This is a genomic window from Chryseobacterium gallinarum (assembly GCF_001021975.1).
Lineage (GTDB): Bacteria > Bacteroidota > Bacteroidia > Flavobacteriales > Weeksellaceae > Chryseobacterium > Chryseobacterium gallinarum.
The window spans coordinates 284,239-301,282 of sequence record NZ_CP009928.1; the positions used below are offsets into that span (position 1 = coordinate 284,239).

Sequence of the window (17,044 nt, forward strand, 5' to 3'; positions counted from 1 at the left end):
AGTAAAAAGATGTGGAAAGAGAAAACGGTAAGAAAAACCGGAAGTCTGAAACCGAAAGAGGCTTGTTTTTATTTATCTGCAAAAACAATCCTAACCAACAGGCGATTCTTAATCTATGTATAATCTCTTAAAGCAGAACCCGATTGTCGTTTTTTTATCTTAATTTTTAATTGTAATTTTGCAGTTCGTTATCAATTGAATTTAAAAACTATTCATTACATATGAGTACTACAACACAATACGTTCCTTATAAAGTAAAGGATATCACCCTGGCAGAATGGGGAAGAAAAGAAATTACCCTGGCAGAAGCAGAAATGCCGGGCTTGATGGCTATCCGTGAAGAATACGGACCATCCCAACCCCTCAAAGGAGCAAGAATCGCAGGATGTCTTCACATGACCATCCAGACAGCTGTGCTTATCGAAACATTAGTAGCTTTAGGAGCAGAGGTTACCTGGTCTTCCTGTAATATCTTCTCCACTCAGGATCACGCTGCCGCTGCCATTGCTGCTGCAGGAATTCCTGTGTATGCATGGAAAGGTCTGACTGAAGAGGAATTTGACTGGTGTATTGAGCAGACGTTATTCTTTGGGGAAGAAAGAAAACCATTGAACATGATCTTGGATGATGGCGGAGACTTAACCAACATGGTGTTTGACAGATATCCTGAATTCACAAAAGATATTAAAGGACTTTCTGAAGAAACAACTACAGGAGTACACAGATTATATGAGAGAATGAAGAACGGAACTTTAGTAATTCCTGCTATCAACGTAAACGACTCTGTAACCAAGTCTAAATTCGACAACAAATACGGATGTAAAGAATCTGCAGTAGATGCTGTAAGAAGAGCTACAGACGTAATGCTGGCAGGAAAAAGAGTGGTAGTTTGCGGATACGGAGACGTAGGTAAAGGTACTGCTGCTTCATTCAGAGGAGCGGGCTCTATCGTTACCGTTACAGAAATTGACCCGATCTGTGCGCTTCAGGCTGCTATGGACGGATATGAAGTAAAAAGACTGGATACCGTAGTAGACAATGCAGACATCATCATTACCACTACCGGTAACTTCAATATCGTAAGGGGAGAACACTTCCTTAAGATGAAAGATAAGGCAATCGTTTGTAACATCGGACACTTCGATAACGAAATTGATATGGCCTGGTTAAACAAAAACTATGGTCACACGAAATCTGAAGTGAAGCCTCAGGTAGACATCTACACCATTGAAGGTAAAGAAGTAATCATCCTTGCAGAAGGAAGATTGGTTAACTTAGGATGTGCTACAGGACACCCAAGCTTCGTAATGTCTAACTCTTTTTCTAACCAGACTTTGGCGCAAATCGAGCTTTGGACCAATTCCGCAGCTTACAAAAACGAAGTATACATGCTTCCTAAGCACTTAGATGAAAAAGTAGCAGCTTTACACCTTAAAAAATTAAGCGTAGAGCTTGAAACTCTTTCCCCTGAGCAGGCTGAGTACATCGGAGTAGATGTAAAAGGTCCGTTCAAGCCTGAGTACTACAGATACTAAGATTTTAATCTTAATTATAAATAAAAGACTTTTCAATATTTTGGAAAGTCTTTTATTTTTTAGGAGCTATTCTCGCTATCCGCTCATACTCCTCGCTCCAACGCTAAAATCCATACCTGCTGTGGGGTAACCGCTGCTATCGAGGCTAGATATAACCTTTTTGAATTTTGAGTTAAGGTGAGAATCCATTCAATAGAAGCGGACTTTAGTCCGCTTAAAATATAATAAAAAACATCTTGGATTTAGCCGAAACTTGTCATTCTAAATTACATGGAATGCAATATATTCAACGGTGTCTATCATCCGTATTTTACCCATAATTTTACTTTCACCTATTGATATTCCTAAAAATTGAATATATTTACCCCCTTTAAACAAACATTAATACATGAAAAAACAAAGAGTATCAAATGCGTTTGTCGCAGCATCATGGGTAGCATTGGCAGCAGGAATGATTGGTTTCATTACAGGCCTTGCCAGAGCTGAAATGGAGCTTAATGAAAAAGGATATTATTTTACTATCCTATTGTATGGCTTATTTGCTGTTGTATCTCTGCAAAAAGCGGTTCGGGACCGGTTAGAAAATATCCAGGTAACAGACATTTATTATGGGATTTGCTGGTTTGCCACGTTATCATCCATTGTGCTGCTGGCCATCGGTCTTTGGAATGCCACCATCCTTCCCAGTGAAAAAGGATTTTATGCTTTCGCATTTCTATTGGCACTTTTTGGAGCTATTGCCGTTCAAAAAAATACACGGGACAATATGATCCAGGAATAATACTGATCTATCCGGGCTGGAATTTTTTTAGAACACTGATCAAAACAATAAAAAAGCCTCATCTAAGTAATAGTGAGGCTTTTTACATATTCAGTTTACATTATTGATCAAAATGATTCGGATGCTGTGCCTTAATGTCATCAACAGTTCCTAATACTTTATCTTTTAAAGAATCCTGGTATTTTTGCAGGTTTCCGGCTACATTTTGATCAGCACTTCCCAGAATCTTGGCGGCCAGGATACCGGCATTCAAAGCACCGTTTAAAGCTACTGTAGCCACCGGAATTCCCCCCGGCATCTGAAGAATTGATAAAACCGAATCCCATCCGTCAATAGAATTACTGGACAAAATAGGAACCCCGATCACAGGAAGGGTTGTACAGCTGGCCACCATTCCCGGAAGGTGTGCTGCGCCTCCTGCTCCTGCAATAATTACCTTCAGTCCTCTTTCTTTAGCTGTTTTTGCATAATCAAACATTCTTTCCGGTGTTCTGTGGGCTGAAACCACTGTCAGCTCATATGGAATATCAAGACTTTTAAGAAAATTCGCAGCCTGTTCCATGATCGGCAGATCACTCTGACTGCCCATAATAATTCCTACCATTCTTCAATTTATTAGAGGTCTCAAAGATAAAAAATAAATATGTAAAGATGAACTACAAAAACATCACCACCGGTTTCATGATTACACTACTTAAAGAATTTATTTTTTCAATAGACTTACTTCTTAAAATTTAAATAATTAATACATATTTTTTTGGCGTAGATTTTTCATCTGTACTCCTATAAATTATAGCATCTGTATCCATAATAATTCCTGTTAAAAGGGATATATTTGCTGTTACACCACATTAAATTTTGAAAGATTATAAACTTACACTGGCTGTATGTACCGTAGCTATTGTCTGGGGTACTACTTTTTTATCGATACGGGTTGCGGTAGAGACTATTCCCGCATGGTTTGTAGCAGGAATCCGTCAGTTTCTTGCTTCTCTTATTATGTTCTCTATTCTTGTTTACAGGAAAGAATTTAAATGGATCGGATGGAAAAACCTCAGGTACCAGATTATATTCTCCCTGCTCATGCTGGTAATCGCTAATGGAATGACCACGGTAGCGGAGGAGGAAGTAACCAGCAGCCTGACTTCCCTGATAAGCGCCTGCTCTCCTATCCTTGTATTTTTAGGCAGTTTGGCATTAGGTCTTCAAAAATTCAGCTGGAGGGCTTTTGCAGGAGTTATGATGTGTTTCGGAGGTATTGTTTTTATATTCTGGGATGGTATTCATGATCTTAAAAACCCGGATTATGCCATGGGAATTCTGTTTCTTTTTATAGCCATCGCAGGATGGGCCTCAGGAACCATTTTTACCAAAAAACTAAATCTCCATAGCGGAAATATTTCTTTGAATTTATTTTATCAGTTCCTGTTTGCCGGAATTGTTCAGCTTATTTTTGCTTTTTTATTTTCGGAAAATTATAATTTTGGTAATTGGAGTCTTAAAAGTATTTCTGCGATGCTCTATTTATCCATATTTGGCTCTGTCGCAGCTTTCTTTGCATTTCATTATGCACTCACCAAAGTTTCACCTGTCCAGGTTTCGATATTGGCCTATATCAATACTGTCATTTCAATATTCTTAAGCTGGCTGATCCTTGGAGAACACATTTCCTTTAAATTTATTATCGCGGCTTTACTCATTATCCTGGGTGTTTTTATTATTAACTATACTCCTGAAATGTTTAAGAAACAAAAACTGCCCCAATAAAATGAAACGGAAACTGGTCTTACAATATCCTTATTATCATATGGATATTGTAAGCATCAAAGCCCGGAATGTCTTAATATATGGCGTTTTCCTGCCTTGAATTTTCATATTTCTTCTATTTTTCTTATCTTGTATACCCAACCTATACGACATGCTGAAAAACACATTTTTTATTCTTTCTGCGGTTTCTTTTCTTTTGATAAGCTGTGACTACAAAGAAAAAGAGAAAAACCTGACAGAGAGGGAGAAACAATTACTTGAAAAAGAAAAATTATTTGCAAAGAAAGAATCCGAATACCAGGCCCTCCTGAAAATGAAGGACAGTATCTTTGCTAAAAAAGATTCTGTAATAATTGCTGCTGCATGGCCGTCCGAGATTGTAGGTTCCTGGAACGGAAAAGTAATCTGTACGGAATCCAATTGCAGCGATTATGCAGTAGGTGATCAGCGAACCGATATCTGGGAATTCGATAATGATTCCACACAGCCTGTTACCAAGATTATCAATAACAATAACCTGGTAAGGTTGTATTCCGGTAAATTTGAAAATAATGAGATCAGACTTTCTTTTAAAACGGACTCTACTGCTAAAAAGAATGTAGAAATGAATGTTGTTCTCAATGACATTTCCGATAACAAAATCAAAGGGATCCGAACCATTACTTCTGATGGCTGTAATGCTAAATTCTCTGTTGAACTAGTACGTTCCACCAAATAAACACATATGATTTTACTGAGTATACACAATCTGAGTTTTCCCATAGAAGATCCGGTACTGAAATTCCTGTTGGTATTGGTTATCATTCTTGCGGCTCCCCTGCTATTGAATAAAATTAAAGTCCCTCATTTACTGGGACTCATTATCGCCGGTGCTGTTATAGGACCCAACGGTTTCAATGTACTCTCCAGAGACAGCAGTATTGTAGTGACGGGAACTACGGGACTTCTTTATATTATGTTCCTGGCAGGGCTGGAAATTGATATGGGAGATTTCAAGAAAAACAAATGGAAAAGCCTTACTTTTGGAATCTATACTTTTACTGTTCCTTTTGTTTTAGGATATTTGGGAGGATACTACCTGCTCCATTTTTCAATGCTTACTTCTATCCTGTTTGCCAGCCTCTTTTCATCCCATACCCTGATTGCCTATCCTTTAGTAAGCAAGCTGGGAATTGCCAAAAATAAAGCGGTGAATATCACTGTGGGCGGTACCATGATTACTGACATCCTGGCATTATTGGTACTTGCTGTGATTGTTGGTATGTCGCAGGGAGATGTAGGAACAGAGTTTTGGGTTACTTTATCCGTTTCTTTTGTACTTTTTGCTTTAATTGTACTTATTGTATTCCCGATAATAGGGCGGTGGTTTTTCAAAAAAGTAGATGATAAAATCTCACAATATATTTTTGTGCTGGTCATGATCTATCTGGCAGCACTGCTTGCCGAACTGGCAGGTGTAGAAGCCATCATTGGAGCCTTCTTTGCAGGACTTGCTTTAAACAGGCTCATCCCGCATACCTCTTCCTTAATGAACAGGGTAGAATTTGTGGGAAACGCAATCTTTATTCCTTTCTTCCTGATCAGTGTGGGAATGCTGATTGATTTTAAAGTATTTTTTAAAAGCTGGGAAACACTTGAGGTAGCCGGAATTATGCTTGTTGCTTCTATTGGCGGAAAATATCTTTCTGCAGTAGCTACCCAAAAAACTTTCCGCCTTACCAAAGAGGAAGGAAAACTGATTTTCGGATTAAGCTCCGCCTCTGCTGCTGCTACACTGGCCTCTGTAATGGTAGGTTATAATATTATTCTTTCTGAAACAGAAACCGGAGAACCGGTAAGATTATTGAATGAACATGTCCTGAACGGAAGTATTTTACTTATCCTGATTTCCTGTACCATTTCATCCTTTATTTCCATGGCAAGTGCCCAGAAAATTGCAGAAAGTGATAATGAAGATACTGTTTCCGGGGATAGCCATGAAGAAGAAAATATCCTTCTCGCCATTAATCATGAGGAAACTGTAGAGAGGATGGTAAACCTGGGAATACTGATAAAAGCCCATTCCAATACGGAAGATCTGTTTGCTTTGAACGTGATCAATGAGGATAAAAACGAATCTTCAGTAAAAAATGCTGAAAAACTTCTTCATCAGGCAACAGATACAGCCGCAGCTGCCGATGTAAAGCTACAGCCTCTTAAAAGATATGATAATGACGTGATCAACGGGGTAAATAACGTTATCAAAGAACAGAATATTACCGATCTTATTATCGGATTGGAAGATGAAAAGGGCTTCTCCCCTTCTTTCGTATATAATTTATACAACGGATACCTCCAGAATGATGACGTGAATGTATTGGTATACCATGCAGCACAACCCTTGTCTACAATAAAAAAATATGCTGTAATGATTCCTGAAAATGCCCATAAGGAAGCAGGTTTTTTCCATGCTCTCCTGCGGGTATGGAATATTGCCAGAAACTCCGGCGCAACCATGGTTTTTTATGCTCCTGAAAATATTGTGGACATCCTTCAGAAAATCATTAAAAAAGCCAATATAGAAGCAGAATTTATCATTATGAATACCTGGCAGGATGGTGAAAAAACCGCTACCCAGCTAAAGGCAGATGAAGCCCTGATTATTTTTATGGCAAAACGCGGAATGCAATCCTACATTCCAAGGATGAGACTGATCCCTGAACTCCTGAACAGATACCTGAATGATAACAATTACCTGCTGATCTTCCCCTTCTCCGAATATGATAAAAACAGCCCGGAAATACGTTCCGTAGGAAATCATGGAGATTTTGTAGAAATCGGAAATGTGATTCAGAAGATCTTCAAATAATCATTAACAATTATTTTTGCCGAATAAAATCCGTAACATTGAAAACGAAGAAAATATTCCTTCTCCTGGCAGCTTTAAGTACACAGCTCTCCTTTGCCCAGTTTGCAAAAGTTGTAGATAAAGACGGTTATGTCAACGTAAGGAAAAATGCAGATGCCAAAAGTAATATCATAGGGAAAATCAACTCGGAAGAGATTCTTTACATCTTTTCCGAAGATCCCGATGAAAGCTGGCTTAATATTGATTACAGCCATAAAAAAGAAAAACCTCTTACCGGGTATATTCACCGCTCGAGAGTAAAATTTATTGAATCTTATACTGAAGTTCCATCAACAGTAAAAAATACAGATAATGCTGTATTTAAATCCGGAAACCGTACAGTAAGTATCCTTTCCGGACCGTTTGATTATCCGGGACATAAAAAGGATTTTTCTTCTGTAACAGCCGGTAATGACCGGTTATTAGAGAAGTATAAAGGTCAGGAAATCTGGGGTACCGATGGTCTGGTGCCTCAGACCTATTATAAATCCATTACAATACAGACAGGAAACAAAACGATTCAAATTCCTCAAAAGGATATCGAAAATTTATTTAATGTAAACAATGAATCCACCCGGTGTTATGTTGATCTTCATAATGATACACTCTACATTATGATGAATAATTCGGAAGGTGCCGGAGCTTATGCTGCTCTTTTTATTATTGAAAAGGGAGAATATAAAGGCAGAATACTGGCTATACCTTTTTAGACAGACTGGCCTGTTAAAAGGATGAGTTCCTGCTCTGTAAAATACGAATACAAAAATATTGCTATAAGCTTTGGCTACAGCCAAATTGAATGGATATTATTGATACGCGGGCTAAAGCCCGTGTCTATTGAATGTATTTCATATTTCTTTCAGGGATTCCAACACATCCATATCATCTTCAACCTGCAAGAAAACAGAATGATATTCAAAGTAAAAAGGCAGCTTCTCCTATGGAACAGCTGCCTTTTTATATTTTTTTAATCCATTATTTTGAAATTACCCGCACCATTCCTTTTACCATCACCAATTTCTCCATCAGTTCTTCTCTGGAATCAGCCAGCACGTTAATGTGTCCCATTTTTCTGCCTGGTTTGGTTTCGGTTTTTCCATACAAATGCACATAGGTTTCCGGAAGTTTAAGCACTTCCTCCATGCCTTCATATACTACTTTACCGGCATAGCCCTCTGCTCCTACAAGGTTCAGCATCCCACTATAAGTGATTGCATCCGTATCTGCCAAAGGAAGATTCTTCACTACACGGTACATCTGCTCAAATTGTGAATTCGTATTCCCTTCCTGGCTTTGGTGTCCGGAATTGTGTAATCTCGGAGCGGTTTCATTCACCCATACCTTTCCTTGTTTATCCAGGAACAGTTCGATGGCAAACAATCCCGGAGAATTGACCGCATTCAGGAATTTTTCTGTAATAGAGTCTATCTGGCGCTGAACATCTTCAGTCAGGAGTACCGGGCACACGTTAAAATCAAGTAGGTTCAGTTTCGGGTCGGCAACCATTTCCGTAACCGGGAAGGTATTGGTTTCTCCTCTTTCGTTTCTGGCAACAATCACGGAAAGTTCTTTATCTATGTCTACAAGACTTTCTATTACTGAAGCTTCTTTCCATAAATGTTGGTAATCTTCTTCTGTTTTAATGACCTGAACGCCTTTTCCGTCATAGCCTCCCGTATTCATTTTTTGAACAAAAGGCAATGGCATGATGATTTTTTCTTCACTATTCCATACTACCTGAAATTCCGGACTTGGGATATCATGGGTTTTATAGAACTCTTTCTGTAGAATTTTTTGCTGGATGGTCTTGATGATACTGGCATTGGGTACTACTTTTACGCCCTGTTTTTCAAGCTCAGCCAATGCATCTGCATTTACATGTTCTATTTCAATGGTTACCACATCTTTATCTTTTCCAAAGTTCAGCACCGTCTCATAGTCGTTGAAATTTCCCTGTGTAAAATATGAGATATTATGACACGGAGCGTCAGAAGCAGGGTCCAGTGTGTAAAACTCATCATCATACTTCAGCGCAGTTTGTATCAGCATTCTTCCCAGCTGTCCGCCTCCCAGAATTCCTATTTTCATTTTCTATTTTTATATTAGATTGTATTCTTATTGAATTTTATCAATTTTTAAGTATCCCAGCCCCATCAGGTTTTCCTGATTGCCTGCATCAGACTTCTGAAGGACGATGGAATATTTTTCTTTCATTTTTTGAGGAAGGATATCATTAACATTAAAAATGTCATCAATGTCTACTCCATGTTTATCATCAATATGGCTTACGGCTCCTTCAAATCCCATTGTCTGATAGAATTCAGTTTCTTTTGCCCTCTTCACAATTTCCCCCATGGATTGTCCCACCATTAAATGCTGCTCATGAAACTCTTCAAAAAAACCTTTTTTATACCCTCCAAGATTAAGAAAGTACAGCTGATGTTCTGATGTTTCCTCTCCTTTCTCTACGATCTTTACTTCATATCCGTCTGCAAACCTCACTTCCTGATAACAGTCCACATGGATTTTACCTTCTGCTTCCTTCCAAAACTCTTTCATATCGGGAACCAGGTCTTTCAGGCTTTCCGCAATTCCAAAAAACACATCGTGCTGCTCGATGTTTCTCCCCTTGGGTGTTGCTCCAAGGATCACATAAAATAATTTCATTTCACTTTTCATGCATACAAAAATACGTTAAATTTATCTTTTTCAAATGTTTGGAAGACTACTACAATAATTTTATATTTGTAACATTATTTGTATCATGTCAGAAATTATCATTCTCTTCCTTGGCGCCATTTCAGCAGGTCTTTTAGGCTCACTTACAGGTTTAGGAGGAGGAGTTATCATTATTCCTTTATTAACACTGGGCTTTGGTGTTCCTATGCATTATGCTATCGGAGCTTCACTTATTTCTGTTATCGGAACTTCCTCAGGTGCGGCAGTAGCATTTGTGAAAGAAGGATTTACCAATATGAGAATCGGAATGTTCCTTGAAATAGCCACTACAGCCGGAGCTATTATCGGAGCCTTGGTTTCAGGAATGCTTAATCCGAATACCATCGGGATTATTTTTGCGAGCATTCTTCTGTTAACGGTGATTTTAAATTTAAAAGGAAAGCCTGATCATCAGGAACCTTTGATAAAAGGCAGTCTGGAAGATAAACTAAAACTTTACGGTACCTTTCCTGATAAGGGAATATTGAAAAACTATTCTGCAAGAAATACCGTTCCGGGATTTTTGATGATGATGTTTGCCGGAGCGATGTCTGGGCTTTTAGGAATAGGCTCGGGAGCACTGAAAGTATTGGCGATGGATAATATGATGAAATTACCTTTCAAAGTATCTACCACAACCAGTAACTTTATGATTGGGGTAACCGCTGTAGCCAGTGCGTTGATTTATTTCCAGAGGGGAGAAATTATTCCTGTTATTGTAGCTCCTGTATTGATTGGAGTGGTAGTAGGAAGTTTTATCGGTTCCAAAACCCTGATGGTTTCAAAAACAAAAAAGCTGAAAGTATTTTTTGCTATTGTCATTACCATCCTGTCTGTATATATGATGTATAACGGTATTACCAAAAGCTTCAGATAATGAAAAAGAATTTTACAGATGTAGATCTGAACCGCTCTGTAGGAAATCTTCTAAGATTAGGCGTTATCCTGTCTGTAGCTACTTCTTTGATCGGGTTTATCAAGCTGTTTACCGAAGGCTTTGAAATGCCAAAAAAATACACTTCCCTGGATATGGGAAGCTCTTCAGAAAAAGTATGGACCCATTTCTGGGAGTCTTTATGTAAAGGAGAAGGGATGGCTATCATCCAACTGGGAATCCTGTTGTTGATTTTCACTCCGTTAATGAGGATTGTTTTTGCTTTAATAGGCTATTTAAAAGAAAAAGACTACGTCTATGTAGTCATTTCCTCAATTGTTCTCGCGATTATGGCTGTGAGCTTTTTTGCAGGGTACGCGCATTAACTTTACATTTCATAAAACTCCAGCGGCAGCTGATCAGGATCCTGGGTAAAGAAAAACTCTTTTCCTGTGAATTCATCTATGCGGATTTCCTCACACTCCAGCCCTTTAGCAAGCAACTCGTTTCGTTTTTCTGCTACATTTTCCACAGAGAAAGCAAGATGCCTCAGGCCACAGGCTTCCGGACGGGAAGGGCGTGCAGGAGGATCGGGAAAAGAAAACAGCTCAATCACATAATGCTCACCAATAGCCAGGTCCAGCTTATAAGACTGACGTTCTTTACGATATACTTCGCGGATGATATCCAACCCTAAAACCTCTGTGTAAAACTTTTTAGAAACCTGATAATCAGAGCAAATAATTGCAATATGATGGATTTTCATGTAAGAATTTTTATTTATTTTATTTCCTTGCAGTTATCTTTCCTTCTCGTATCGATAATGTATTGAATCTTCCACTCATTATTCTGTTTCACCAACTGAAAACTATTGGCTCCGCAATGAGAGAGTTTTCCTTTTAAGTAGAAAGAATAAGGCGTAAATACACTGGCAAGGTTTCCATCTGTATGAATAGCTTCTATTGTAATTCTTTCCTCAAGGTCTCCCTTTGAAAATTTGGAAACCGAAGTAATGAAATCCTGCAGGCTATCCCCTTTTACACTTCCATCTTTCGTTATTGTCTGAAGGACTGCATGTTCTGTAAAGGCTGACTTTACCAGTTCAGCATCTGCATTTTTCATACCAAGAAACAGGTTTCGTATGGGCTTCTCAACATCCTGATTCTGCTGACCGAAACCTGAAATACTCATCAGGATAAAGAGTCCTGCTATTTTATTCATAAGATACATTTAAACAAATAAAAATAGGTAAAATAAAATTTAAATGGATTATTAAATTTTAAAAATCATTTTTCATAAATTGTAACAAAATTATTTCACCCAAAGAATTTAGTATGTGGATTATTTATATAATTCTGGTCATCCTTTTACTCGTACTGACCATCCTTCCAAAAATTCAGCATTCCCACTGGATATTCCGGGTCCCCGAATTTGCTAAAATACAGGTCACTTTTCTTATATTTTTCACTTTTCTGCTAGGATTTATCATTGATTCTAAAGAATATATATGGTATTATCAGGGGTTTCTGCTTGCCTTGTTTGTTCATCACAGCCACATTCTCATCAGGTACACCCGTCTGTATCCTGTAAAAAAACATAAACAGCGTTACAAATCCTCCGGAAAGCTACATTTTATTTCTGCCAATGTATATCAGTTCAATAAGGAATATGACAGGTTTTGTAAACTTATTGAAAAGTACAGCCCGGATTTCTTCCTGACAATGGAAAGCAACAGCGATTGGGAAAAGGCAATGACACCTTTGGAAAAAGAATATCCCTACCAGCATAAAGTAACCCTTGAAAACACCTATGGAATGCATTTCTATTCCAGAATTGAAATTAAGGAAGCCAGAACTCATTATTTTGTGGCAGATGACATTCCGAGTATTGAAATTCACATGAAAACAAGCGATGGATTTTCTTTTGTTTTCTTTGGCGTGCACCCACCACCGCCAAGTCCTACAGAGGAAGAAACCTCCAAGGAAAGGGATGGTGACCTGCTGAGTACCGCCAAGCGTGTAAAGGATATCAAAAAACCGGTCATTGTAGTAGGAGACTTCAATAATGTTGCCTGGTCAAGATCATCAATACTCTTCAGAAAAACAAGTCATCTGATCGACCCGAGGGTCGGGCATTCTTTTGTTTCCACTTTTCATGCCAGATACCGGCTTTTGAGGTTTCCTATTGACCTGATGTTTCACAGCGAAGATATTTTTATTAAACAGCTGAAGACATTGGAAAATTTTGGATCGGATCATCTGCCGGTGTACTGTGAATTTTTCATAGACCATCACAATGACGAACAGGAAGAGCTAATAGAAACGGCAACTTCCGAAGAAAAAGCAGAAGCAGAAATAATGATAGAGGAAGGAAAGCAGGAAGATGGCAATCGGGAAGCGATCGTTACTGAAGAGTAAACATAAAAAAGTGGGTCAAAAACCCACTTTTAATTTTTTAAAATATCATTACATCCTTTACCACCCCATTTTTCTGGGTGTGCTGTAATAATGTAGTTTCGATGAATATTTTAATCTGTTCTTCGGAACCATCATTGGGAAATAAAAGGTGAACATTAGCACCGGCATCCAGTGTAAAGAATAAAGGCAGCCCTGTTTCCTTTCTGAAATCCCAGATTTTATTAATGACCTCCAGTGTTCCTGTTTTCATCAGAATAAAAGCCGGGTCACTCATCATCATCATCGCATGCAGCGTAAGGGCTTCATGTTCTACCAGCTTGATAAACTGTTCCATATCTCCTGTCTTGAGGATCTCTTTCATCGGAACGAAGTTCTCCCTTGCTTCCTGAAACCTTCTTTCCGCATAAGGATTGGTTTTCATCAGGCCATGTCCAACAGTAGAAGAGACGCTCTTCTGACCTTCATGGATCAATAAAACCCAGTCATTGAAATTTTTGAATATTCCATGAATTTCAGTTTCCGGATAAGGCACCGCAAAAAGATCGGAACTTCCTTCTACCTCATCTGTTTTTCCCCAGACAATAAGCCCGTTATACAAGCTTCTGCAGGCGCTTCCGCTTCCAAGTCTTGCTAAAAATGAAGCTTTTTTCAAAGATTCTTCAGCTGAAGATATTCCCGCAAATGTTTCATCAAGCTTCATCAGGCATTTTGCAATGGCTCCAAATCCTGAGGCTGAACTGGCAATTCCTGAACTGTGCGGAAAGGTATTTTCTGTTCTGATGATATATTTTCCTTTCAGAATCCATGGAAGGTATTGTTCAATATTTCTAAAATACTTTTCAATTTTTTCAGCAAATTTTACCTCTTCATTTCCTGCCAGAAAAGTCTGTACCGAAAATGGTTCATCAGCCAAAAACTCCATTGATGTATTGGTTTTGCAATGATTCAAAGTATAGCTGATACTTGGATTGGCAGGGATCTGATCTGCATATTTTCCCCAATATTTGATAAGGGCAATATTAGACGGACAGCTCTCTGAGACCGTTTGTGTCTGAATAGTAAAGTTGGGATTTCCTATAAATTCCTGTGTTGTCATAATATATTTAAGTGATTGAGACTTGGCCACTCCGCCAAAAATTCTTCGAATTTTCGCCTGCTCCGGAAGAGGAGAGTTGTAACGTCTTCAATTGATATTCGTAAAGTTGAAGGTTTTTACAAAAACTTAAGAGTTCAAAAATTTTTGTAACTTTTGTAGTTTACAAGTCAGTTAATACATCTTTTCAATAATATCTGCATATTTCTTCAAAACCACGTTTCTCTTCACCTTCAATGTAGGAGTAATCTCTCCTGTATTGATGTCAAATTCTGCCGGCATTAAAGTAAATTTCTTCACTTTTTCGTAATCTGCCAGATGGCTTTGCAATTCTTTAATTTTTTCTTTATAAAAGCTGTTCACGGTATCATTTTTCACCGCATCTTCCCAATTCGTGAAAGGAATATTGTTCTTCCTGATATAATCCTGTAAAAATTCAAAATTCGGAACAATTAATGCAGAAACAAACTGCCTTCCTTCAGCTACCAGCATAATCTGCTGAATAAAATTATTGTTGGTCAGAAGGTTTTCAATCTGTTGCGGGGCAATATATTTTCCATTGGAAGTTTTCATCAGATCTTTGATCCTATCCGTAATAATCAGGTTTCCGTGTTCGTCAAATTTTCCGGCATCACCGGTTTTAAACCAACCGTCTTCCGTGAATACTTTCCGGGTTTCTTCAGGTTTATTGTAATACCCTTTCATGATTCCATTTCCTTTTGCCTGAATCTCATCATTTTCTCCGATACGGATTTCTACCCCGGGAAGTGGTTTTCCACTGGTAGCATGTTCAAAGTGGGTTAAAGGAAAAAGGGTCAGCGTTGCCGTAGTTTCTGTCAAGCCATACCCTACTGTTACGTGAATTCCCACAGATTCAAAAAATCGGGTGACTTCAGGTGACAAAGAGGCCCCTCCACAAGGTAAAAACCATAATCTTCCCCCCATTTTTTCTTTAATTTTGCTGAAGACCAGCATGTCTGCTACAGATTCTTTAATTTTTAATCCGAAAGGAACCGGCTTTTCATTTCTTCTTAGCTCCGCGGTCTCCCATCCTGTTTTCAATGCCCAGTTAAAAATCTTTTTCTTTAATGAGGAACCTTCTCCCGCTTTTTCCAGGACTCCGGCATATACCTTCTGGAAAAACCTCGGTACGGCACACATTGCTGTAGGTTTTACTTCCTCCAATGCTTTTGCTACGTTTTTCGGGTCTTCCAGGAAGTAGACTCTTGCTCCTCCATATAAAGACAATAAGCTCCAGCTTCTTTCAAAAACATGGCTTAAGGGAAGGAATGCCAGCGAAAGCTCTTCCTCGAAGTTTTTAAATTTAAAAAATTCAAAATGAGAATCGAAAGCTTTGATAAAGTTACCATGGGTAAGCATTACTCCTTTCGGGGTTCCGGTGGTTCCGGAAGTATAAATCAATGTTGCAGTATCTTCATATTCTTTTTTGCAAAATTCCAGTTTAGGAGAAGCTTTTGCGATAAAGTCTTCAAGATAAAAGCTATTGAATTCCTTTTTGATCCATACTGCTTTTTTAGAAACAACAATGGTTTCAAGGTTATTTTCTTCTTTAGCCAAAAGTTCCAGGCAGATATCATACTGCATTTGGTTTCCTACCAAAACAATCTTAGATCCTGAATCATTAATGATATATTCTGCCTGTTCCCCATTATTGGTTGAGTATATCGGAACTGTGATCGCTCCTATAGCCATGGAAGCCAGATCAAAAATCATCCATTCTGAAGAATTGTCAGAATAGATGGCTACTCTGTCATTTTCCTGTACACCTGCATCTCTTAACGCATTTGCTGTTTTGAAAATAATCTCACTGAATTTTTTCCAGCTGAGCTCTTTCCAGGCTTCATCTTTCTTTTTAAAACCAATGGCGGCTTTTACAGGATGCTTTTCTACATTTTTAAGGATAATTGCCTCTGCAAGATTCATTTCTTCAGCTTTTTGTCGTTAATATAATTGTTAAGATGGAAGTCTATACTTTCTTTCACAGGAATGAACTGATACCCCAGCTTTTCTTTAATTTTTTGGTTGGAAATGGTGTTGAATGAAGATATTGCCTCAATATTCGATTTGGTGATCATCCTCAGCTTCGGAATAAACCATCCGAAAAGGGCATTGGCCAACCTTCCGATATTCAATTGGAATCCGGATAGTATTTTCGCCTCTTTAAGACCTAATCTTGTTCTGATCTGTTGGGCGAGATCTGCATACCTGTTATTTTCAGCAACGATAATAAACCGTTCCCCGAAAATATTATTTTCCATCAGTTCTACAGCCGTTTTGGCAACATCCCTTACATCCACGTAAGCTGATCCGCCCGAAAATGTAAAACTATTATCTTCAAAGGTAGAAAAAAGCTCTCCGCTGCTCTGGTTCCAGTTTCCGCTTCCGACAATCATTCCCGGATTGATAATCACTACGTTTAATCCCTCGGCTGAGGCTCTCCAGGCTTCCATTTCTGACAAGTGTTTGGAAATAGCATACGCGGAATGTTCCAGTTTCGGGTTGAAATCCGAATTTTCGTCCAGCTCTCCCTTTTCATTAAAATTGTCTAAAACGGCAACAGAACTTACATGCAGAAATTTTTTAACTGAGGATCCTTCACAGGCATACAAAAGATTTTCTGTACCTTTAATGTTGGTATGGTACATTTCCTTCTCATCTTTAGGATGAAAGCTTACTTTTGCGGCGCAGTGATATACATCCTCCACACCTTTTAAAGCATTCTGTAAAGAATCAGGATCATCAAAATCCACATCCATCCATTCGATTTTATTAAAAAAATCATTAGGATTTTCTGTATAAAAGCTATAGGAATGCTTTACTTCGTTTAAATTGCTGCCCGGTCTTTTGGAAGCTCGTACATGTTTACCTCTTTTAAGAAGTTCCAGGACGATGATCCTCCCCAGGATTCCGGTTGCACCCGTTACAAAAACCATTAATTATTTTACTTGATT

At 38.4% G+C, this 17,044-nt stretch carries 17 protein-coding genes; 9 read left to right on the plus strand and 8 right to left on the minus strand.

Annotated features, from left to right (window positions below; translation table 11 throughout):
- Positions 1-221 precede the first annotated feature (221 nt).
- Positions 222-1,535, plus strand: coding sequence for an adenosylhomocysteinase (gene ahcY, locus OK18_RS01235; RefSeq protein WP_053326825.1), 1,314 nt, complete (start codon positions 222-224; stop codon positions 1,533-1,535).
- Positions 1,536-1,923: 388 nt separating this feature from the next.
- Positions 1,924-2,316 carry an inner membrane protein YiaA gene (yiaA, locus tag OK18_RS01240; RefSeq protein ID WP_050020133.1) on the plus strand — a complete coding sequence of 131 codons (393 nt, stop codon included), beginning with the start codon at positions 1,924-1,926 and terminating at the stop codon, positions 2,314-2,316.
- 100 nt (positions 2,317-2,416) lie between these two features.
- Here the strand turns inward: yiaA and purE are convergent, their stop codons facing one another.
- Positions 2,417-2,920: a 5-(carboxyamino)imidazole ribonucleotide mutase gene (gene purE, locus OK18_RS01245; protein WP_050020132.1), complete on the minus strand. Its 504-nt coding sequence runs from the start codon at positions 2,918-2,920 to the stop codon at positions 2,417-2,419.
- A gap of 254 nt (positions 2,921-3,174) precedes the next feature.
- Here purE and OK18_RS01250 point away from each other — a divergent pair, with 254 nt between their 5' ends.
- The 4 genes from OK18_RS01250 to OK18_RS01265 all read left to right on the plus strand — a co-directional run bounded on the left by OK18_RS01250 (position 3,175) and on the right by OK18_RS01265 (position 7,680).
- Positions 3,175-4,083: a DMT family transporter gene (locus OK18_RS01250; RefSeq protein ID WP_050020131.1), complete on the plus strand. Its 909-nt coding sequence runs from the start codon at positions 3,175-3,177 to the stop codon at positions 4,081-4,083.
- Positions 4,084-4,234: 151 nt separating this feature from the next.
- Complete coding sequence (locus OK18_RS01255) at positions 4,235-4,801, plus strand: hypothetical protein (protein WP_053326826.1); 567 nt, start codon at positions 4,235-4,237, stop codon at positions 4,799-4,801.
- A gap of 6 nt (positions 4,802-4,807) precedes the next feature.
- Positions 4,808-6,931: a cation:proton antiporter gene (locus OK18_RS01260; protein ID WP_053326827.1), complete on the plus strand. Its 2,124-nt coding sequence runs from the start codon at positions 4,808-4,810 to the stop codon at positions 6,929-6,931.
- A 38-nt stretch (positions 6,932-6,969) separates the two neighbouring features.
- Positions 6,970-7,680 (plus strand): SH3 domain-containing protein, encoded by a 711-nt coding sequence (locus tag OK18_RS01265; RefSeq protein WP_050020129.1) that lies wholly within the window; start codon positions 6,970-6,972, stop codon positions 7,678-7,680.
- Between the two features lie 265 nt (positions 7,681-7,945).
- On the opposite strand, the gene OK18_RS01275 is transcribed toward OK18_RS01265, so the two are convergent.
- Positions 7,946-9,058, minus strand: coding sequence for a 5-(carboxyamino)imidazole ribonucleotide synthase (locus OK18_RS01275; RefSeq protein ID WP_050020128.1), 1,113 nt, complete (start codon positions 9,056-9,058; stop codon positions 7,946-7,948).
- A gap of 27 nt (positions 9,059-9,085) precedes the next feature.
- Positions 9,086-9,637 (minus strand): DUF1543 domain-containing protein, encoded by a 552-nt coding sequence (locus tag OK18_RS01280; RefSeq protein WP_053329261.1) that lies wholly within the window; start codon positions 9,635-9,637, stop codon positions 9,086-9,088.
- 97 nt (positions 9,638-9,734) lie between these two features.
- On the opposite strand from OK18_RS01280, the gene OK18_RS01285 reads away from it, so the two are divergent.
- Both OK18_RS01285 and OK18_RS01290 read left to right on the plus strand, forming a co-directional pair.
- Positions 9,735-10,565, plus strand: coding sequence for a sulfite exporter TauE/SafE family protein (locus tag OK18_RS01285; protein WP_050020127.1), 831 nt, complete (start codon positions 9,735-9,737; stop codon positions 10,563-10,565).
- The gene (locus OK18_RS01290; RefSeq protein ID WP_050020126.1) at positions 10,565-10,948 is read left to right on the plus strand and encodes a DUF1634 domain-containing protein; all 384 of its coding nucleotides are present in this window, start codon (positions 10,565-10,567) and stop codon (positions 10,946-10,948) included. Before OK18_RS01285 ends, OK18_RS01290 begins: the two co-directional genes overlap by 1 nt.
- A 2-nt stretch (positions 10,949-10,950) precedes the next feature.
- On the opposite strand, the gene gloA2 is transcribed toward OK18_RS01290, so the two are convergent.
- On the minus strand, positions 10,951-11,328 hold the full coding sequence (gene gloA2, locus OK18_RS01295; protein WP_050020125.1) for an SMU1112c/YaeR family gloxylase I-like metalloprotein: 378 nt from the start codon (positions 11,326-11,328) through the stop codon (positions 10,951-10,953).
- Positions 11,329-11,342: 14 nt separating this feature from the next.
- A complete protein-coding gene (locus OK18_RS01300; protein WP_050020467.1) occupies positions 11,343-11,783 on the minus strand; it encodes a nuclear transport factor 2 family protein in 441 nt (146 codons plus the stop codon).
- Between the two features lie 113 nt (positions 11,784-11,896).
- Here OK18_RS01300 and OK18_RS01305 point away from each other — a divergent pair, with 113 nt between their 5' ends.
- A complete protein-coding gene (locus OK18_RS01305; protein WP_053326829.1) occupies positions 11,897-12,979 on the plus strand; it encodes an endonuclease/exonuclease/phosphatase family protein in 1,083 nt (360 codons plus the stop codon).
- Between the two features lie 37 nt (positions 12,980-13,016).
- On the opposite strand, the gene OK18_RS01310 is transcribed toward OK18_RS01305, so the two are convergent.
- The 3 genes from OK18_RS01310 to OK18_RS01320 form a co-directional block, all read right to left on the minus strand.
- Positions 13,017-14,075: a diphosphomevalonate/mevalonate 3,5-bisphosphate decarboxylase family protein gene (locus OK18_RS01310; RefSeq protein ID WP_053326830.1), complete on the minus strand. Its 1,059-nt coding sequence runs from the start codon at positions 14,073-14,075 to the stop codon at positions 13,017-13,019.
- Between the two features lie 171 nt (positions 14,076-14,246).
- A complete protein-coding gene (locus OK18_RS01315) occupies positions 14,247-16,016 on the minus strand; it encodes an AMP-dependent synthetase/ligase (RefSeq protein ID WP_053326831.1) in 1,770 nt (589 codons plus the stop codon).
- The gene (locus tag OK18_RS01320; protein WP_053326832.1) at positions 16,013-17,026 is read right to left on the minus strand and encodes an NAD-dependent epimerase/dehydratase family protein; all 1,014 of its coding nucleotides are present in this window, start codon (positions 17,024-17,026) and stop codon (positions 16,013-16,015) included. The genes OK18_RS01315 and OK18_RS01320 overlap by 4 nt, the downstream gene beginning before the upstream one ends.
- Between the last annotated feature and the right edge of the window lie 18 nt (positions 17,027-17,044).

Excerpts from the sequence above, each read along its gene's own strand:
- ahcY (WP_053326825.1), top strand. The coding sequence starts at position 222 with ATGAGTACTACAACACAATACGTTCCTTATAAAGTAAAGGATATCACC.
- OK18_RS01300 (WP_050020467.1), bottom strand. The coding sequence starts at position 11,783 with ATGAATAAAATAGCAGGACTCTTTATCCTGATGAGTATTTCAGGTTTC.
- OK18_RS01290 (WP_050020126.1), top strand. The coding sequence starts at position 10,565 with ATGAAAAAGAATTTTACAGATGTAGATCTGAACCGCTCTGTAGGAAAT.
- OK18_RS01320 (WP_053326832.1), bottom strand. The coding sequence starts at position 17,026 with ATGGTTTTTGTAACGGGTGCAACCGGAATCCTGGGGAGGATCATCGTC.
- OK18_RS01260 (WP_053326827.1), top strand. The coding sequence starts at position 4,808 with ATGATTTTACTGAGTATACACAATCTGAGTTTTCCCATAGAAGATCCG.
- purE (WP_050020132.1), bottom strand. The coding sequence starts at position 2,920 with ATGGTAGGAATTATTATGGGCAGTCAGAGTGATCTGCCGATCATGGAA.
- OK18_RS01280 (WP_053329261.1), bottom strand. The coding sequence starts at position 9,637 with ATGAAATTATTTTATGTGATCCTTGGAGCAACACCCAAGGGGAGAAAC.
- yiaA (WP_050020133.1), top strand. The coding sequence starts at position 1,924 with ATGAAAAAACAAAGAGTATCAAATGCGTTTGTCGCAGCATCATGGGTA.
- OK18_RS01275 (WP_050020128.1), bottom strand. The coding sequence starts at position 9,058 with ATGAAAATAGGAATTCTGGGAGGCGGACAGCTGGGAAGAATGCTGATA.
- OK18_RS01310 (WP_053326830.1), bottom strand. The coding sequence starts at position 14,075 with ATGACAACACAGGAATTTATAGGAAATCCCAACTTTACTATTCAGACA.
- OK18_RS01255 (WP_053326826.1), top strand. The coding sequence starts at position 4,235 with ATGCTGAAAAACACATTTTTTATTCTTTCTGCGGTTTCTTTTCTTTTG.
- OK18_RS01285 (WP_050020127.1), top strand. The coding sequence starts at position 9,735 with ATGTCAGAAATTATCATTCTCTTCCTTGGCGCCATTTCAGCAGGTCTT.
- OK18_RS01315 (WP_053326831.1), bottom strand. The coding sequence starts at position 16,016 with ATGAATCTTGCAGAGGCAATTATCCTTAAAAATGTAGAAAAGCATCCT.
- gloA2 (WP_050020125.1), bottom strand. The coding sequence starts at position 11,328 with ATGAAAATCCATCATATTGCAATTATTTGCTCTGATTATCAGGTTTCT.
- OK18_RS01305 (WP_053326829.1), top strand. The coding sequence starts at position 11,897 with ATGTGGATTATTTATATAATTCTGGTCATCCTTTTACTCGTACTGACC.